This is a genomic window from Curtobacterium sp. RM9, assembly GCF_054956955.1.
This window is the reverse complement of record NZ_CM143271.1, coordinates 3,218,250-3,233,671: the sequence shown is the minus strand read 5'-3', so window position 1 is coordinate 3,233,671 and position 15,422 is coordinate 3,218,250. Positions and strand designations below refer to the sequence as shown.

15 protein-coding genes are annotated in these 15,422 nt (G+C 74.0%); 6 read left to right on the top strand and 9 right to left on the bottom strand.

Going from position 1 to position 15,422, the window contains the following annotated elements; genetic code table 11:
- The first annotated feature begins 123 nt into the window (after nt 1–123).
- Nucleotides 124–621 carry a hypothetical protein gene (locus ACY3FI_RS15360; RefSeq protein WP_462548466.1) on the top strand — a complete coding sequence of 166 codons (498 nt, stop codon included), beginning with the start codon at nt 124–126 and terminating at the stop codon, nt 619–621.
- A gap of 25 nt (nt 622–646) precedes the next feature.
- Here ACY3FI_RS15360 and ACY3FI_RS15355 read toward each other — a convergent pair whose 3' ends face one another.
- A complete protein-coding gene (locus ACY3FI_RS15355; RefSeq protein WP_462548465.1) occupies nt 647–1,426 on the bottom strand; it encodes an Fpg/Nei family DNA glycosylase in 780 nt (259 codons plus the stop codon).
- Nucleotides 1,419–6,167, bottom strand: coding sequence for an ATP-dependent helicase (locus tag ACY3FI_RS15350; RefSeq protein ID WP_462548464.1), 4,749 nt, complete (start codon nt 6,165–6,167; stop codon nt 1,419–1,421). Before ACY3FI_RS15350 ends, ACY3FI_RS15355 begins: the two co-directional genes overlap by 8 nt.
- A 151-nt stretch (nt 6,168–6,318) precedes the next feature.
- Here ACY3FI_RS15350 and ACY3FI_RS15345 point away from each other — a divergent pair, with 151 nt between their 5' ends.
- A complete protein-coding gene (locus ACY3FI_RS15345; protein ID WP_462548463.1) occupies nt 6,319–6,966 on the top strand; it encodes a PadR family transcriptional regulator in 648 nt (215 codons plus the stop codon).
- A gap of 182 nt (nt 6,967–7,148) precedes the next feature.
- On the opposite strand, the gene ACY3FI_RS15340 is transcribed toward ACY3FI_RS15345, so the two are convergent.
- Entirely contained in the window at nt 7,149–7,769 is a 621-nt protein-coding gene (locus ACY3FI_RS15340; protein WP_462548461.1) for an alpha/beta hydrolase, read from the bottom strand.
- Nucleotides 7,770–7,842: 73 nt separating this feature from the next.
- Here ACY3FI_RS15340 and ACY3FI_RS15335 point away from each other — a divergent pair, with 73 nt between their 5' ends.
- The gene (locus tag ACY3FI_RS15335; protein WP_462548460.1) at nt 7,843–8,385 is read left to right on the top strand and encodes an NUDIX hydrolase family protein; all 543 of its coding nucleotides are present in this window, start codon (nt 7,843–7,845) and stop codon (nt 8,383–8,385) included.
- A gap of 110 nt (nt 8,386–8,495) precedes the next feature.
- Here the strand turns inward: ACY3FI_RS15335 and ACY3FI_RS15330 are convergent, their stop codons facing one another.
- Together ACY3FI_RS15330 and ACY3FI_RS15325 are read right to left on the bottom strand one after the other, a co-directional pair.
- Complete coding sequence (locus ACY3FI_RS15330) at nt 8,496–8,696, bottom strand: CsbD family protein (protein ID WP_289473467.1); 201 nt, start codon at nt 8,694–8,696, stop codon at nt 8,496–8,498.
- A gap of 216 nt (nt 8,697–8,912) precedes the next feature.
- Complete coding sequence (locus tag ACY3FI_RS15325) at nt 8,913–10,580, bottom strand: DEAD/DEAH box helicase (RefSeq protein WP_462548459.1); 1,668 nt, start codon at nt 10,578–10,580, stop codon at nt 8,913–8,915.
- A gap of 272 nt (nt 10,581–10,852) precedes the next feature.
- Here ACY3FI_RS15325 and ACY3FI_RS15320 point away from each other — a divergent pair, with 272 nt between their 5' ends.
- Nucleotides 10,853–11,800 carry an endo alpha-1,4 polygalactosaminidase gene (locus tag ACY3FI_RS15320; RefSeq protein ID WP_462548458.1) on the top strand — a complete coding sequence of 316 codons (948 nt, stop codon included), beginning with the start codon at nt 10,853–10,855 and terminating at the stop codon, nt 11,798–11,800.
- A gap of 167 nt (nt 11,801–11,967) precedes the next feature.
- Here ACY3FI_RS15320 and ACY3FI_RS15315 read toward each other — a convergent pair whose 3' ends face one another.
- The 4 genes from ACY3FI_RS15315 to ACY3FI_RS15300 all read right to left on the bottom strand — a co-directional run bounded on the left by ACY3FI_RS15315 (nt 11,968) and on the right by ACY3FI_RS15300 (nt 14,304).
- Complete coding sequence (locus ACY3FI_RS15315; protein WP_462548457.1) at nt 11,968–12,333, bottom strand: GntR family transcriptional regulator; 366 nt, start codon at nt 12,331–12,333, stop codon at nt 11,968–11,970.
- Between the two features lie 64 nt (nt 12,334–12,397).
- On the bottom strand, nt 12,398–12,967 hold the full coding sequence (locus ACY3FI_RS15310) for a DUF1684 domain-containing protein (protein ID WP_462550374.1): 570 nt from the start codon (nt 12,965–12,967) through the stop codon (nt 12,398–12,400).
- 139 nt (nt 12,968–13,106) lie between these two features.
- A complete protein-coding gene (locus tag ACY3FI_RS15305) occupies nt 13,107–13,589 on the bottom strand; it encodes a hypothetical protein (protein WP_462548455.1) in 483 nt (160 codons plus the stop codon).
- 82 nt (nt 13,590–13,671) lie between these two features.
- The gene (locus ACY3FI_RS15300; protein WP_462548454.1) at nt 13,672–14,304 is read right to left on the bottom strand and encodes a GNAT family N-acetyltransferase; all 633 of its coding nucleotides are present in this window, start codon (nt 14,302–14,304) and stop codon (nt 13,672–13,674) included.
- Between the two features lie 97 nt (nt 14,305–14,401).
- On the opposite strand from ACY3FI_RS15300, the gene ACY3FI_RS15295 reads away from it, so the two are divergent.
- Nucleotides 14,402–15,010 (top strand): 2-phosphosulfolactate phosphatase, encoded by a 609-nt coding sequence (locus ACY3FI_RS15295; protein ID WP_462548453.1) that lies wholly within the window; start codon nt 14,402–14,404, stop codon nt 15,008–15,010.
- A gap of 73 nt (nt 15,011–15,083) precedes the next feature.
- Entirely contained in the window at nt 15,084–15,386 is a 303-nt protein-coding gene (locus ACY3FI_RS15290) for a DUF427 domain-containing protein (RefSeq protein ID WP_462548452.1), read from the top strand.
- The last annotated feature ends 36 nt before the right edge of the window (nt 15,387–15,422 follow it).

The window sequence follows — 15,422 nt, the reverse complement described above, 5'->3', positions numbered from 1 at the left end:
CCGGGCAGTCGACCCGGAGCCGATCGTGCCGGCTTCGAGCACATCGAGCACATCGAGCACGTCGAGCGCGTCGAGCGGCCCACCTGAGCGCCCCGGCACGACCGGACGCCTACCGTCCTGGGCATGGACATGCGAGCGAAGACCGCCTCGGCGCTGATCGGTGCTGCCACCATCGCCCTCCTGCTCACCGCCTGCGACCCCGGCGGCGCGCAGAACATCGACCCGGTCGGCAAGGTCCCCGGTTCCGAGGAGAAGTCCCAGTCCGCCCAGTGCGACGTGGCGTCGAAGGCGGCCGTGGACGCGATCGGCACGGCCGTCGGCCCCCACGACACGACCGAGTTCGCGAACATCCAGAAGGGTGACGGCGGTTGGTACCTCGGCGCCACGATCGTCCCTGCGGACAGCAACGACCCGAACGACGACGAGGTCACCGTGTGGGCGACCACGAGCGACCCGAAGGCCGACGACTTCGACGGCCCGCTCTACGCCGTCAACAAGGCGGCGAAGGACGCCACCGCCGACGAGTCGAAGTCGGCGTCGCCGGCGCCGAGCACGTTCAGCGCCGGGTCCGACGCCGCGAAGCAGGTCGAGAGCTGCGTCGTCGAGGCGAGCGACCGCTGACCCGAGGGATCGTCCTGGTCGACGATCAGGTCTGGCAGCGCGGGCACCAGTAGGTGTCGCGCAGGGTGAGCTCGGAGTCGCCGAGCTCACCCGACCGGATCGGCGTCCCGCACCGCAGGCACGGCTTGCCCGCCCGGCCGTAGACCCAGAAGCGGCGGCCCGGTCGGTCGACGCCGGTCGTCACCCGGTGGCTGCGGTCGCGGTTCATCGTGATGAGTCGGCTGGCGAGCGCGATCGTCCGGGCGGGATCGTGCACCTGACCGACCGGACGCGTCGGGAGCACCCCGCGCAGGAAGCAGAGCTCGTTGCGGTAGACGTTGCCGAGACCGGCGAGCACGCGCTGGTCGAGCAGGGCCAGCCCGACCGGCCGCTCAGGGTCCCGCAGCAGGTTCTCGAGCGCCAGGTCGGCATCCCAGTCCGGACCGAGGAGGTCGGGTCCGAGGTGGCCGACCACCTCGGACTCCTGGTCACGGGGTACCACCTCGAGCACACCGAGCGTGAAGCCGACCGTCGAGACGTCCGCCGCGTCGAGCACCGCACGTGCCTGGTGCGACGGCCGCCGCCAGCGCTCACCCGGTGCGTAGACGTCCCACCTGCCCTCCATCTTGAGGTGCGAGTGCACGGTGAGGTCGCCGATCCGGTGGAGCAGGTGCTTGCCCCGGGGGACGACCTCGTCGACGGTGCGTCCGACGAGGTCGAGCGTGGCGAACGCCGGCACTCGGAAGTCACTGCGCGTCAGGACCTTGCCCGCGAGTGCCGTGTGCAGCCGTCGCGCGGCGCGGAAGACGGTGTCACCCTCAGGCACGGAGTCGGATCCCCTGCGGTGTCGCCGTGAAGCCGGCCTCGCGCAACGCGCTGCCGAGCGGTGTCTCGAGCACGAAGTCGCCGTCCACCCGCTCGACCGCGAGCTTCCGGAGACCGGTCCGCACGATGCCGGCGATCGACGCCGCCGCAGCGGCGAGGGCGGCCGGGTCGTCGGTGAAGGTGAGCACCGACTTCCCGCCGCGCTCGACGTACACGGCGAGGTCGCCGTCGACGATCGTCACGAGTGCGCCGGCCTTGCGCCCAGGCCGGTGTCCGCGGCCGCCGGTGGTGCCCTTCGCCGCCGCCGTGTCGCCGTCGGAGCGGTCGTCGTCCGGCCCGGGGGCGCTGTCCGCCGCGGCGTCGTTCGGCCAGGGCAGGGACGCCCCGAACGGGTTCGCGGGATCGGTGGCCGCGAGCGTGAGGGCCACGCGCTGCCGGTCCGGGTCGGCGCGTTCGTCCTCGTCGAGGTCGCGGGCGTACGTCCGGAGTCGGTCGACGGTCGGCCCGGTCGCGAACTGCGCGGCGCCGAGCCCCTCGACGAAGTAGCCCCGACGAGCGCGCCCGGACTCCTCGAAGCGGGAGAGCACACGGTAGACGCCCGCGAAGCCGCCGCGGACGCCCTCGACCTGCACGGCACCGCGCGTGACGACCCCGTACCGCTCGAGGAGCTGCTCGGCCGTCGCGGCGGCCCGGACGGTTGCATCGGACTGCGCCAGCGGCAGGAGGGACCAGCGGCCGCCGACGGACGGTGGGCCGGACTGCGACGGCAGCGTGGGACGCCGACGACCGCGGTACGCCCGGGCGCGGGGGGCGGCGCTGCTGCTCTTCGCCTTCCCGCCGAGCATCGCGCGGAGCGGGGCGAACGTGTCGTTCGTGATCTGCCCGTCCCAGACGAGGTCCCACAGCGCCGTGGTCAGCGCCTGGTCGTCCGTGCTGCCGACCGCCTGCCCGAGCTGCCGGAAGAAGTACGCACCGCCACCAGCGAGCGCGCCGAGCACGTCCCGCTGCAGTTCGGTGGTCTCGTCGCCCGCCGGTTCGGCCAGCGTCGTGTCCGCGGTGTCGGCGAGGTGCAGTCGGACCCAGCCGTCGTTGCCGGGGAGCGTGCCCGCGCCGGACCAGAGCACCTCGCCCGTCGCGGTGAGCTCGTCGAGCATGCTCGTCGAGTAGTCGCTGACGCGGGACGGCAGCACGAGTGTCTCCCACGCGCTCGCCGGCAGTGCGACGCCCGACAGCTGGTCGATGACCTGGAGGACGCCGTCGACGCCCCGCAGCCCGCCCCGTGTACCGGGTGCCTGCACGTGCTGCCACGCCGGCAGGAACCGCGCGAGCGTGTCCGGTGAGACCGGCTCGACCTCGTGCCGCAGCGCCGCGAGCGACTTCGTCCGGATGCGGCGGAGCACCTCGGCGTCGCACCACTCCGCGCCCTGGCGGTCGGGCCGGAACTCGCCCTCGACGACCCGCCGGTCGGCCACCAGCCGGCGCAGCGTGTCCTGCACGACCGCGATGCCGAGCCCGAGCCGGGTCGCGGCGTCCTGTGCCGAGAACGGCCCGTGCGAGCGGGCGTACCGGCCGACCAGGTCGCCGAGGGGGTCGGCGACCGGCTCGACGAACGCCGTCGGGACGCCGATCGGCAGCGGCACGCCGAGCGCGTCGCGGAGCCGGGAGGCGTCCTCGATCACCGACCACCGCGTCGTGCCGCCCTGCGAGAAGGAGAGCACCCGACGATCGCGTTCCAGCGCGTCGAGCGCCGTCCGCACCGTCGCGGCGCCGTCCGGTGCGTCGGCCGCCCAGCTCCGGGCCACGACCTCGTCGGTCTCGAGGGCGCCGACGAGCCGCAGCACGTCGACGACGCCCTCGGCGTCGCGGGCGCGACGGTCCGGCGAGAGGCGCTGCAGGTCGCGCTCGACGGAGGCGATGACCGCCGGGTCGAGCAGCTCGCGGAGTTCGGCACGGCCGAGCAGCTCGCCGAGCAGGGTCGAGTCGAGGGACAGCGCCGCGGCCCGGCGCTCGGCGAGCGGGGAGTCGCCCTCGTACATGAACGCGGCGACGTAGCCGAACAGGATCGACCGGGCGAACGGCGACGGCTGCTCGGTCTGGGTCTCCACGAGCCGGATGCGGCGTTCCGCGATCCGGTCCGAGATGCCGAGCAGGGCGGGGACGTCGTACACGTCCTGCAGCACCTCGCGCACGGTCTCGAGCACGATCGGGAACGTCGGGTACTTCTGCGCGACCTCGAGCAGCTGGGAGGCCCGCTGTCGCTGTTGCCAGAGCGGGGACCGCTGACCCGGGTTCCGGCGCGGCAGCAGGAGCGCCCGCGCCGCGCACTCGCGGAAGCGTGCGGCGAAGAGCGCGGAGCCGCCGACCTCGTCCGTGACGACGGCTTCGAGGTCGTCGCGCTCGAAGACGAACAGGTCGGCCCCGGGCGGCTCGGCGTCGGTCTCGGGGATCCGCACCACGATGCCGTCGTCGGCCGCCATCGCGTCGCCGTCGATGCCGTGCCGCTCGCGCAGGCGCGCCCCGACCGCGAGGGCCCACGGCGCGTGCACCTGCATGCCGTACGGCGAGTGCAGGATCAGGCGCCAGTCGCCGAGTTCGTCGCGGAAGCGTTCGACCACGAGGGTCGTGTCGTTCGGCACGTGCCCGGTCGCGGCGCGCTGCTCGCGGAGGAAGGTGAGCAGGTTCGTGACGGCGCGCTCGTCGAGTCCGCCGGCGGCGACGCGGGCGCGGGCGTCCTCGTCCGAGGCGCCCTCGACCTCGCGCACGAACGCCCCGGTCGCGCGACCGAGCTCCGCGGGTCGGCCGATGCCGTCGCCCTTCCAGAACGGCACCCGCCCCGGCTGCCCGAACGCGGGGCTGACCAGCACCCGGTCGTGCGTGATCTCCTCGATCCGCCAGCTCGTGGCGCCGAGCGCGAAGACGTCGCCCACGCGGGACTCGTAGACCATCTCCTCGTCGAGCTCGCCGACGCGCGAGGCCTTCTCGCCGACCATGAACACGCCGAACATGCCGCGGTCGGGGATGGTGCCACCGCTCGTGACCGCGAGCCGTTGGGCCCCGGGGCGTCCGGTCAGGGTGCCGTGCACGCGGTCCCAGACCAGGCGCGGCCGGAGTTCGGCGAACTCGTCGCTCGGGTAGCGCCCGGTGACGAGGTCGAGCGTCGCCTCGAACGCCGACCGGGGCAGGCCGCTGAACGGCGCGCTGCGACGGACGAGGTCGAACCAGTGCTCGACGTCGACGGTGTCGATCGCACCCGCCGCGACGGTGTGCTGCGCGAGGACGTCGAGCGGGTTCGCCGGCACGGAGATCGACTCGATCTCGCCGGCCACCATCCGCTCGACGGTGACGGCGCTGTTGACGAGGTCGGCCCGGTGTTTCGGGAAGAGGACGCCGCGGGAGATCTCGCCGACCTGGTGCCCAGCGCGTCCGACGCGCTGCAGGCCGCTCGCGACGGAGGGCGGTGCCTCGACCTGCACGACGAGGTCGACCTCGCCCATGTCGATGCCGAGCTCGAGTGAGCTGGTCGCGACGACGCACCGGAGTCGTCCGGACTTCAGGTCGTCCTCGATGATGGCGCGCTGGTCCTTCGACACCGAGCCGTGGTGCGCCCGGGCGAGCACGGGGACGGCCGGGTCGGAGCCACCGCCCTCGGTCTGCCCGGACGGCCCGACGAGCTGGGCCGGCGGGCGCTTCGGCTGGGCGACGGGCGCATGCGCCGAGGCCCGCCCCGGTGACTGGGAGACGACGCCGGCAGCACCACCTCCGGCAGCGCCGGCGCCGACCGCGGCAGCGCCGACGACCGCCCCCTCGGACGCTGCGAGCACCCGCTCCTCGTGGATCTCGTTGAGCCGGGCGGTCAGCCGTTCGGCGAGCCGTCGGGAGTTCGCGAAGACGATCGTCGAACGGTGCTCCTCGATGAGGTCGACCACGCGTTCCTCGACGTGCGGCCAGATGGACCCGTTCGCCGGGGCCTCGGTCGCGTCGGCGCCGACCGGGGGTGCGCCGAGCTCGGTCATGTCGTCGACGGGCACGACCACGCGGAGGTCGAAGGTCTTCTGCGCCGGCGGCGCGATGATCGACACCGGGGCGCGACCGCCGAGGAACCGGGCGACCTCTTCCGGAGGGCGGACCGTCGCGGAGAGGCCGATCCGCTGGACGGGCTTCTCGAGCAGGTCGTCGAGGCGCTCGAGCGAGACCGCCAGGTGGGCGCCGCGCTTCGTCGAGGCGACCGCGTGCACCTCGTCCACGATGACGGTGTCGACGTTCACCAGGGTCTCGCGCGCCTGCGAGGTGAGCATGAGGTACAGCGACTCCGGCGTGGTGATGAGGATGTCCGGCGGCTGGCGGAGGAGCCGCTGTCGGTCGGACGAGGGCGTGTCACCGCTGCGGACCCCGACCGTGACCTCGGGCGGTTCGGTGCCGAGCCGCCGGGCCGTCTGGGTGATGCCGACCAGGGGGCTCCGCAGGTTCCGTTCGACGTCGACGCCGAGGGCCTTGAGCGGCGAGACGTAGAGCACCCGGGTGCGCTGCTTCGCGGGCGGCCGGTCGTCCGCGCTGATGAGCCGGTCGATCGACCACAGGAACGACGCCAGGGTCTTGCCCGACCCGGTCGGCGCGATGACGAGCGCGTGCTGCCCGGTCGAGATCGCGTCCCACGCTCCGGCCTGCGCGGGCGTCGGGGCGGGGAAGGCGCCGCGGAACCACGCCGCGGTCGCGGGGGAGAAGCGCTCGAGCACGTCCGTCATGGTCCGTCCCATCCTGCCCGGAGCCACCGACAGCGGGCCCAGCGCGCGTACCCCTTGACAAGCCGATAGTTACCGATCTATCGTTAACACATCGCGATACGGCTCGTACGGATCGCGAGTCCACTTCTCACCGACAGGAAAGGAGATCGTCATGCACCCCATGTACGATGACTCGAACAGCACCACCTCCCGCCGGGGCCCGCGCTTCGGCGGCGCCCGGCACCACCACGGCGCCGGCTTCCCCGGTCGCGACCGCGGCGACCACGACCACGGCGGACGGGGCTTCGGTCCCGGCTTCGGTGGCCCCGGCTTCGGCGGCCCGGGCTTCGGTCCGGGGTTCGGCGGACCGGGCTTCGGCCGCGAGCGTCGTCGGCGCGGCGACGTCCGCCTCGCGATCCTCGGTCTCCTCGCCGAGGGCCCGCAGAACGGCTACGCGGTCATCAAGACCATCGCCGAACGCACCGGCGGTGCCTGGAAGCCGAGCCCGGGCTCGGTCTACCCGACGCTCCAGCAGCTCGTGGACGAGGACCTCGTCGTCTCCACGGGCGACGGCCGCAAGACCCTCTTCGAGCTCACCGACGCCGGCAGGGCCGAGGCCGAGACGAAGGCGGACGAGATCGCTGCGGCGTTCGCGGCGCCCGGCATGCCGGACACGCAGCGCGCGTTCGTCGAGGCGCTCCGGAAGACCATGGGCGTCCTGCACATGTACCGGACGAGCGCGACCGACGAGCAGACGCAGGCCGCGACCGCGAAGGTCGACCAGCTCCGCAAGGACCTGCTGCAGATCCTCGCCGACTAGCGGCGCAGGTCACGACGTGCCCACCATCGGACGGGAGGCGCGGTGCCGGCCGGCACCGCGCCTCCCGTCCGTCTGTCCGTCACCGCCACCCCGAGACTCGGACTGACCGACGGATCACGCGTCGGCGATCGCGAGACCGGTCGCACAGCGCGAGTCTCGGCGCACGCCGGGCGAGGCTCGGATCACCCGGCCGCGATGAACGCGGCCACGTCGGCCAGCTCCGCGGCCGACACCGCGTGAGGCAGCCCCGCGTAGGTGCGGTCCGTCACGTCCGTGTGCGCCGCCGCCCACGCCTGCGTCCGCGCGGTGGCCTCCGCCGGGATCACCGGGTCGAGGTCCCCGTGCCCGAGGAACACCCGGGGACGCACGGCCGCGACCGCCTCGTCGCGGGAGTCCGGCACGCCCGGCACCACGAAGCCGGACAGGGACACGGCGAACGCGAAGCCCGACGGCCGGGCGCGCAGGAGCTGCAGCGCCATCGACCCGCCCTGCGAGAACCCGAGCAACCCGATCCGCGGATGGTCGGCCGCCACGGCGTCGACCCACGCGAGCACGGCCTCCGCCGCGGCGTCCACGGGTCCGGACTCGGGTGACCCCGGTGTGCCGAGCGGGTACCAGGAGAACCCCTGACCCCACGGCAGCGGCGCCCGCAGCGACGCGACCGTCCACGCCGACGGCAGCGCGGGTGCGAGGCCGAGCAGGTCCCGCTCGTGCGACCCCACCCCGTGCATCGCGACGAGCAGCGGGGTGCCGCGCCGTTCCTCCGCCGGTCGGGTCCACTGCACGACGTCCGCATCGATCATGTGGACGACCGTAGCCGTCCACAGCGGACGCGCCGTGCGCCGAACTCGCCGCGGCGACTGGTAGACACGGTGCATGGCCTCGCTGCGCACCCCCGACCCCGACTCCGGCTGGCTGTCCGACGAGGAGCTCGCGAGCGTCCGTCGTCGACTGCCGATCTGCTACGTCGAGGCGATCCCCGTCCGGACCGACGGCCTCGGCGTCGTGACCGAGGTCGGCGTCCTGCTCCGCGTCTCGCCGAGCGGGTCCATCGCGCGCACGCTCGTCTCCGGGCGGGTGATGTTCGGCGAGTCGATCCGCACGGCGCTCTTCCGGCACCTCGAGAAGGACCTCGGGCCGATGGCCTTCCCGCAGCTCCCGTCGAGCCCGACGCCCTTCACCGTGGCCGAGTACTTCCCGCTGCCCGGCGCATCGGTGTTCACCGACGAGCGGCAGCATGCGATCTCCCTCGCGTACGTCGTGCCGGTCACGGGCACGTGCGAGCCGCGCCAGGACGCCCTCGAGCTCACGTGGATGAGCCCGATCGAGGCCGCGTCCGACGCCGTCGCCGACGAGATGGAAGGCGGTCGCGGCACCCTGCTCCGCGCGGGCCTGGCGTCCGTCGGCGCCCTGCACTGACCCGGAGCTCCTCCCCGCACACGACTCCCCGCACACGACTTCCCGCACACGACGAAGCCCCCGGATCCGATCGGATCCGGGGGCTTCGCAGCGCGGTCGGTGACCGGGCTTCAGTGCTTCTCGTCGCGGAGGCTGTCCGCGACGCCGTGCGCCGCGTCCTTCACGTCGTCGACGCCCTGCTTGGCCGACGCCTTGGCCTGGTCGGTCTGACCCTCGGCCTTCAGCTTGTCGTTGCCGGTGAGGTTGCCGACGCCCTCCTTGAGCTTCCCGCCGAGCTTCTCGCCGGTGTGGTTCTCTTCGCTGCCAGCCATACGGTCTCCTTCCAACGACGGACGATTCCCCGTCGGCCACTCGCGCGGCCTTCGGTGAAGGAGAACCTACGCTCCGGGGCCTGCCGCCTCGCACCCGGCGTCCAGGTTCCGGGCGGGGACGCCGATACGACAGATCCCCGCCGGACTCCGACGGGGATCTGTCGCTCTCGCGCAACGGTCGAGGACGACCGCGGACTGCTCGGTGACGAGCAGAGGTCAGTGGCGGTCGGCCGCGCCCGCCGGACGGGAGACACGGCGCGAGCCGCCCTGACGGCGACGAGCGCCGCCCGACTCACCGGCAGCGCTGCGGCCGGCCGCGTAGCCACCCTCGGAGGACCACACCGGAGCGGACCCACCGCGCACGACGTCGCTCGACGCCCGACGGCTGCCACCCGAGCGGCGCTGGCCACCCGTCGCGGCTCCCGCACCGGCGCCGGCACCCTGACCGCCACGACGCTGACCGCCACCGGCGCCCTGCCCGCGGCGCTGCTCGCCGCCGGCCTGCTCGGCGCGACCCGCCTGCTCGGCGCGACCACCGCGACGCCCACCGGTGGACCCGGCGGCGGGAGCGGTCTGCGCGGACTGCCCCGCGCCTCCCGAACGGCCACCGCGACCACGGCGACGTCCGGCTGCGTCGCCGGCGGACTCGGCCGCACGCGGCTGGCGCTGGCGCTGCTGCTGGACCGGGGCCTCCTCGACGTGACGGATCGGAGCGACCTCGCCGACGAGCGCGGTGACGGCCGGGGAGGTCGCGGTGACCTGCTGCGGCGTGACCTTGATCGCGGCGGCACGCATCATCTGCGCGACGTCGCGGCGCTCGGCCGGCAGCGTGATCGTGACGACGTCACCGGAGGAACCGGCACGCGCGGTGCGGCCCGAGCGGTGCAGGTACGCCTTGTGCTCGGTCGGCGGGTCGACGTGCACGACGAGCTCGACGTGGTCGACGTGCACACCGCGGGCGGCGACGTCGGTGGCGACGAGCACGAGGGCCTCGCCGGAGGAGAACTTGGCGAGGTTGCGCTCACGGGCACCCTGCGACAGGTTGCCCTGCAGGTCGACGGCCGGGATGCCCTGGCTGCTGAGCTGCTTCGCGAGGCGCTTGGCGTGGTGCTTCGTCCGCATGAAGAGGATGCGGCGACCGGTGCCCGAGGCGAGCGCGCGGACGAGGTCCTTCTTGGCGTCGGCGTCGGCGGCCTCGAACAGGTGGTGCGTCATCGCCTCGACCGGGCTGGTCTCGTCGTCGACGGAGTGCATCACCGGGTCGTGCAGGAACTTCTTGACGAGCTTGTCCACGCCGTTGTCGAGCGTCGCGGAGAACAGCAGTCGCTGCCCCTTCTCCGGCGTCGCCTGCATGATCTTCGTCACACCGGGCAGGAAGCCCATGTCGGCCATGTGGTCGGCCTCGTCGAGGACGGTGACCTCGATGTCGCCGAGGCTGACGTGCCCCTGCTGCATGAGGTCGGCGAGGCGACCCGGGCAGGCGACGACGACGTCGACGCCACCGCGGAGCGCGTCGACCTGGCGGCCCTGGCCCACGCCGCCGAAGATCGTCGTGGTGTTGAGGCCCATCGACTTCGCGAGCGGCGCGAGGGTCGCGTCGATCTGCGTCGCGAGCTCACGGGTCGGGGCGAGCACGAGGGCGCGGGGGCGACCGGCGCGACGGGGACGGCGGCTCGCGGCGAGACGGGCGGCCAGCGGGATCGCGAAGGCGATGGTCTTGCCGGAGCCGGTGCGGCCACGGCCGAGCACGTCCTTGCCCTGCAACGAGTCGGGCAGGGTGTCGGCCTGGATCGGGAAGGCGGTCTCCTTGCCCTGCTGGGCGAGGACCTGAGCCATCGGCGCGGGGACGCCGAGGTCGGAGAAACGGATGTCCTGGTTGGTCATGGTGACCTTTCGAGCCGGCGAGGCCGGCCGTGGGCGCGCTGGCATGTGGCGCGCGGGCGGGAACCCCGCGTCAGCGGAGGCTGACGCGGTCGCCGCAGCAGAGAGCCTGGCACCTTCGGGAGGTGCGCGATCATCGACCGGATGACGGTCGGGAGTTCGGGGCGTCCGTACGACGCACGAGGCGATCGGCGCCTCGAGTACCTCCAGCATAGCGTGCGACCCCACGGACCGGGGGAGTGTCCGTTCGCCGTGCGCGTGCGAGGATGCCGCTCGTGCGTCGTCGTCCCGTCCTGCTGCCCGTCGTCCTCGTCGCCGTCGCGGTCCTCGGGACGGCCGGCTGCACCGCGGCGGACGGTGCTGCCGCCGGCGGTGCGGGCACCCCGTCGGCGACGGAGGCGACGGAGGCGACGGAGGCGACGGGGGCGACGGGGGCGACGGGGGCGACGGGGGCGACCCCGCCGACGGCGGTGGGCACGCGCGCCGTGCACGTCCGCCCGCTGCCGACCGACGGCCTGCCCGACTACCAGCTCGGCGGCGCGTACACCCCGCCCGCCGGCGTCACCATCGTCGAGCGGGACAGCACCGAGCACCCCGCCGCGGGCACGTACGGCATCTGCTACGTCAACGGGTTCCAGACGCAGCCCGAGGAGGCCGACGCCTGGCTCGACGACCACCCCGACGCCGTCCTGCGCGACGCCGACGGCGACCCGGTGTCCGACCCCGGCTGGCCGGACGAGATGCTCCTCGACACGACGACCGCCGCGAAGCGCACCGAGATCGTCGCCGTGCTGACGCGCTCCATCGCACGGTGCGCGGACCGTGGGTTCGACGCCGTGGAGTTCGACAACCTCGACTCGTGGACGCGGTCCCACGGCGCGCTCACCCGCGCGGGCAACCTCGCGCTCGCCCGGACCCTCGTGGCGGTCGGGCACGAGCACGGACTCGCGGTGGGGCAGAAGAACACCCCACAGCTCGGGGCCGCGGGGCGCGAGCGGACGGGGTTCGACTTCGTGGTGGCGGAGGAGTGCGTGCACTACCGGGAGTGCGGTGCGTACACGGAGACCTACGGCGACGCCGTGATCGACGTCGAGTACTCGGACCAGGTCGGCGACGGGTGGTCGGCGGTGTGTGCGGACGACGACCGACCGGCGATGACGATCCTGCGCGACCGGGACCTCGTGCCGCCGACCGACGACGCGTACGTGTTCGAGCACTGCTGAGCGCGGGCCGCCACGCGCCCGCACGGGCTGCACCCGAGGGCGCGACGATCCGCGACGAACGCGCCGCGCACCCGCGCGCGCGACGAACGCCCCGCGCACCCGCGCGCGCGACGAACGCCCCGCGCACCCGCGCGCGACGAACGCCCCGCGCAGCCGCGTGCCGCGGCTCAGGCCGGCCAGGCCTCGCGCAACGCCGTCGCCGCCTGGTCCGCCGACAGCCCCGCCCCGCGGGCCGCCACCGCGAGCGCACGCGCCGCGTCGGACACCGCGCTCGGCACCTCGGCCGGACGCACCACCCGGGTCCCGGCGCCGCGTGCGGTGTGCACGAGCCCGGCCTCCTCGAGGAGCTGGTACGCCTTCGCGACCGTCCCGGCGGCGAGCCCCAGCTCGTCCGCGAGCCCGCGCACGCTCGGCAGCCGCTCCCCGTCCACCAGGTAGCCCGCCGTGATCTGCGCGGCGATCTGCGACCGCACCTGCTCGTACGGCGGCACGCTCCCGCCGGCGTCCAGTGCCACGAGTCCCGTCGACGACATGGGACAACCCTAGGACGGGTCGCGCCCGAGCGCACCGCTCACCGGCGTGTGGCGCGGTGTCCGGTCAGAAGTCGTACTGCTCGCCGACCGGGATCGGCACGGCGACGGTGTTGCCGGGCGGGGCCAGCGGGCACGCCCACGCGGGGTCGTACGCGCACGAGGGGTTGTACGCGAAGTTGAGGTCGAGCACGAGCTCGCGGCCGTCGCCGCCGAGGTCGGCGCCCTTGATGGTGTCGAGCAGGTAGCGTCCGCCGCCGTACGTCCCGCGGGCCTTCCCCGCGCTGGCGTCCTTGACGGGGATGAACACCCCGCCGGCGTAGCCGCCGTGCGACCACACGTCGAGCGTCCCGACGCCCGGCAGGTCCACCACGCCGAGCCGGTCGAAGTGCACGACGCCGTCGGTGCCCGTCTCGACGTCCATCGCGAGCGGGTCCGCGTCCTCGACGGTCGCGTGGAACCGCCAGGCCGGGTCGTAGTCCGGGACGGGGAGCGACTCGAAGTCGCGGGCGTCCTCGTCGAGGAGCGGGCTCGCCGGGTGGTCGCCGAACATCGCGTCCCGTGTCTCCCGCCACAGCGCGTGCGCGGTCTCCGGGTCGCTCGTCGCTCGCACCCGCCGGTACAGGTCGAACGTCATGCGCCGCCAGTCCACCGTCGCGAGCGTGCTGTGCACGCGGTCCTGGGTCCCGGGCTCCTCGGTCTGGCTCACGGTGCGAGCGTACGCCCGTCGCGCACCGGCCGGGAGGCACGGCTCACCCTGGTTCGTCGGCCCGCCGTCAGGGGCGGTCGGCTCCCCAGCCCGGTGCCAGTGCGCGCATCCGTGCGGCCCGCCACTGCCAGATCACCCACATCCCCGGCCAGAGCAGGGCACCGAGCACCCGCGGGCGCATCCGGTAGGTGAGTCGGTCGACGAGCAGGGTCCGCCCGTCCCCGAGGTCCTCCGCCGCCATCCGGTGCCGCATGTCCATCCGGGCGAACAGGCCCGTCACGCCGCCGCCGTTGTCGCGCTGCACGAGCACGCCCTCCACCGAGTAGAGGTCGATGTCGACGTGCGTGTCGCCGCTCGGCACGATGCCGAAGGCGGACGCGGTGATCGGGTGCGGCTGCCCCGGCGTCCACCGGTCCGGGAACCCCTGCGGGTCCCGGGAGCGGTAGACGAGGAACGGCTTCGTGACGGCGACCATCACGGACGGCGAGAGGAGGGCGTCGCGCACGGCGTCGACCGGCGCATCGAGGACGATCCGGAGACCCACGTGCATGGACCGGACCGTACTCGCGGAGGCTGCGAGCAGCGGTCCGCGCCGGCCGTCGTGCCCGGGGTCGGGGTCGGGCGTGCCCGGGTCAGGCGTGCCGGGCCGCGCGCCGGCGGGAGCCCTCGGCGCGGTCGTGGCGGCGGAGCCGCTCGCTCAGCGAGAGCCGGACGGTCGGCCACTCCGACGCGGTGATCGAGAAGACCACCGTGTCGCGCAGGGTGCCGTCCCGCCCGATCGAGTGGTTCCGCAGCACGCCGTCCTGCTTCGCGCCGAGGGCCGCGATCGCCGTGCGGGACTGCAGGTTGTGCCAGTGCGTCCGGAACTCGACCGCGATGCACTGCCAGACCTCGAACGCGTGCGAGAGCAGCAGCAGCTTCGCCTCGGTGTTGATGCCCGTGCGCTGTGCCGACCGGGCGAGGAACGTGTGCCCGATCTCGACGCGGCGGTTGCCGGAGTCGATGTTCATGAACGTCGTCGACCCGACCACGCGGCCGGTGGGGCGGTCCCGCACCGCGAACGGCACCATGCGGCCCGCTGCGTGCTCGGCGAGGCGTCGGTCGATCTCGGCCTCGACCCCCGCCGGGGACGGCACCGAGGTGTACCAGGTCCGCCAGAGGTCCCCGTCGGTCACCGCCGTGCGCAGGTCGTCCGCGTGCTCGGCGCCGAGGGGTTCGAGCGTGACGCGGTCGCCGGTCAGGGTGGGAACGGGGTCGATCTCCATGAGAAGGAATCCTACGGTCGTCCGGCCTCCGGATCGGCCGGGTGCCGGACGTCTGTGGAGGAGATCGCCGCGGTGGTCGGCGGCTATCGTGTCGGGCGTGGCAGCACGTGCGCAGGAGAAGTACCAGGTCCGCTTCGGGTGGGGGAGCGCCGGTGCCCAGCGGATCGCGCAGGACGCGCACCTCGTGGTGTGGGTGGACGTCCTCCCCGCCGTCGGGGCACAGGACGCTGGCGCTCGCGCACGTACCCTGCGGGCGGTGACCGCGTCGCTGCCGGCCGGGCCGGAGGTCGTGCTCGGCCACCTCGGCAACGCGGCGGCGGTCGCCGGGCGGGTGACGCGCCTCCAGGCCGAGCGTGGTGACCGCTGCGTGGTCGCGATCGTGGCCGCCGGACTCGACCACGCGCCCACCGCGGACGCGGCCGAGGCGGCGGGCGAGGCCACCGACGTGCCGGAAGCACCGGGCTTCGCGGTCGAGGACCTGCTCGCGGCCGGCGCGGTCGTCGACGCGCTGACCGAGGTCGGCATCGACCACACCTCGCCCGAGGCAGCGGCCGCCTGCGCCGCGTACACCGGCCTGCGGCGGGCCGTCCGGCACCTCGTCAGCGCCTCCGAGGCGGCCGGCGCCCTCCGACCGGACACCGTCCGCGACGCGCTCGCCGCGGGGGACGAGCTCGTCGTCCTGCGGGAATCCGGGGTCCGCGCGTAGCGTTCGGGACCGTACCGGGCGAGGGCCCGGTCACCGCCGGGCGCCGTCCCGGCCCAGAGCGAAGGAGCGCACCATGAAGGCAGTCGTCGGGGACACCGTCATCGCCGAGGCCCCCCAGGAGGACCTCATCCAGATCGAGGGCAACTGGTACTTCCCGCCGTCGAGCGTGCACACCGACCTCCTCACGGAGAGCCCCACGGCGTACCACTGCCCGTGGAAGGGCGACACGCAGTACTACACGGTGAACGTGGACGGGCAGGCGCTGCAGGACCGCGCGTGGTCGTACCCGACGCCGATCCCCTCGTCGTTCGACCGCGTCGGCAAGGACTACTCGGGCTACGTCGCGTTCTGGAAGGACGTCACGGTCGTCGACTGACGCCCGTCGCCGCCGCGCGCTCGATGCGCGGACGTG

Coding starts and splice junctions, on each gene's coding strand:
- ACY3FI_RS15290 (WP_462548452.1), top strand. CDS start 15,084: ATGAAGGCAGTCGTCGGGGACACCGTCATCGCCGAGGCCCCCCAGGAG.
- ACY3FI_RS15350 (WP_462548464.1), bottom strand. CDS start 6,167: ATGACGGACGTGCTCGAGCGCTTCTCCCCCGCGACCGCGGCGTGGTTC.
- ACY3FI_RS15345 (WP_462548463.1), top strand. CDS start 6,319: ATGCACCCCATGTACGATGACTCGAACAGCACCACCTCCCGCCGGGGC.
- ACY3FI_RS15360 (WP_462548466.1), top strand. CDS start 124: ATGGACATGCGAGCGAAGACCGCCTCGGCGCTGATCGGTGCTGCCACC.
- ACY3FI_RS15300 (WP_462548454.1), bottom strand. CDS start 14,304: ATGGAGATCGACCCCGTTCCCACCCTGACCGGCGACCGCGTCACGCTC.
- ACY3FI_RS15315 (WP_462548457.1), bottom strand. CDS start 12,333: ATGTCGTCGACGGGACTCGTGGCACTGGACGCCGGCGGGAGCGTGCCG.
- ACY3FI_RS15325 (WP_462548459.1), bottom strand. CDS start 10,580: ATGACCAACCAGGACATCCGTTTCTCCGACCTCGGCGTCCCCGCGCCG.
- ACY3FI_RS15335 (WP_462548460.1), top strand. CDS start 7,843: ATGGCCTCGCTGCGCACCCCCGACCCCGACTCCGGCTGGCTGTCCGAC.
- ACY3FI_RS15340 (WP_462548461.1), bottom strand. CDS start 7,769: ATGATCGATGCGGACGTCGTGCAGTGGACCCGACCGGCGGAGGAACGG.
- ACY3FI_RS15330 (WP_289473467.1), bottom strand. CDS start 8,696: ATGGCTGGCAGCGAAGAGAACCACACCGGCGAGAAGCTCGGCGGGAAG.
- ACY3FI_RS15305 (WP_462548455.1), bottom strand. CDS start 13,589: ATGCACGTGGGTCTCCGGATCGTCCTCGATGCGCCGGTCGACGCCGTG.
- ACY3FI_RS15310 (WP_462550374.1), bottom strand. CDS start 12,967: ATGACGTTCGACCTGTACCGGCGGGTGCGAGCGACGAGCGACCCGGAG.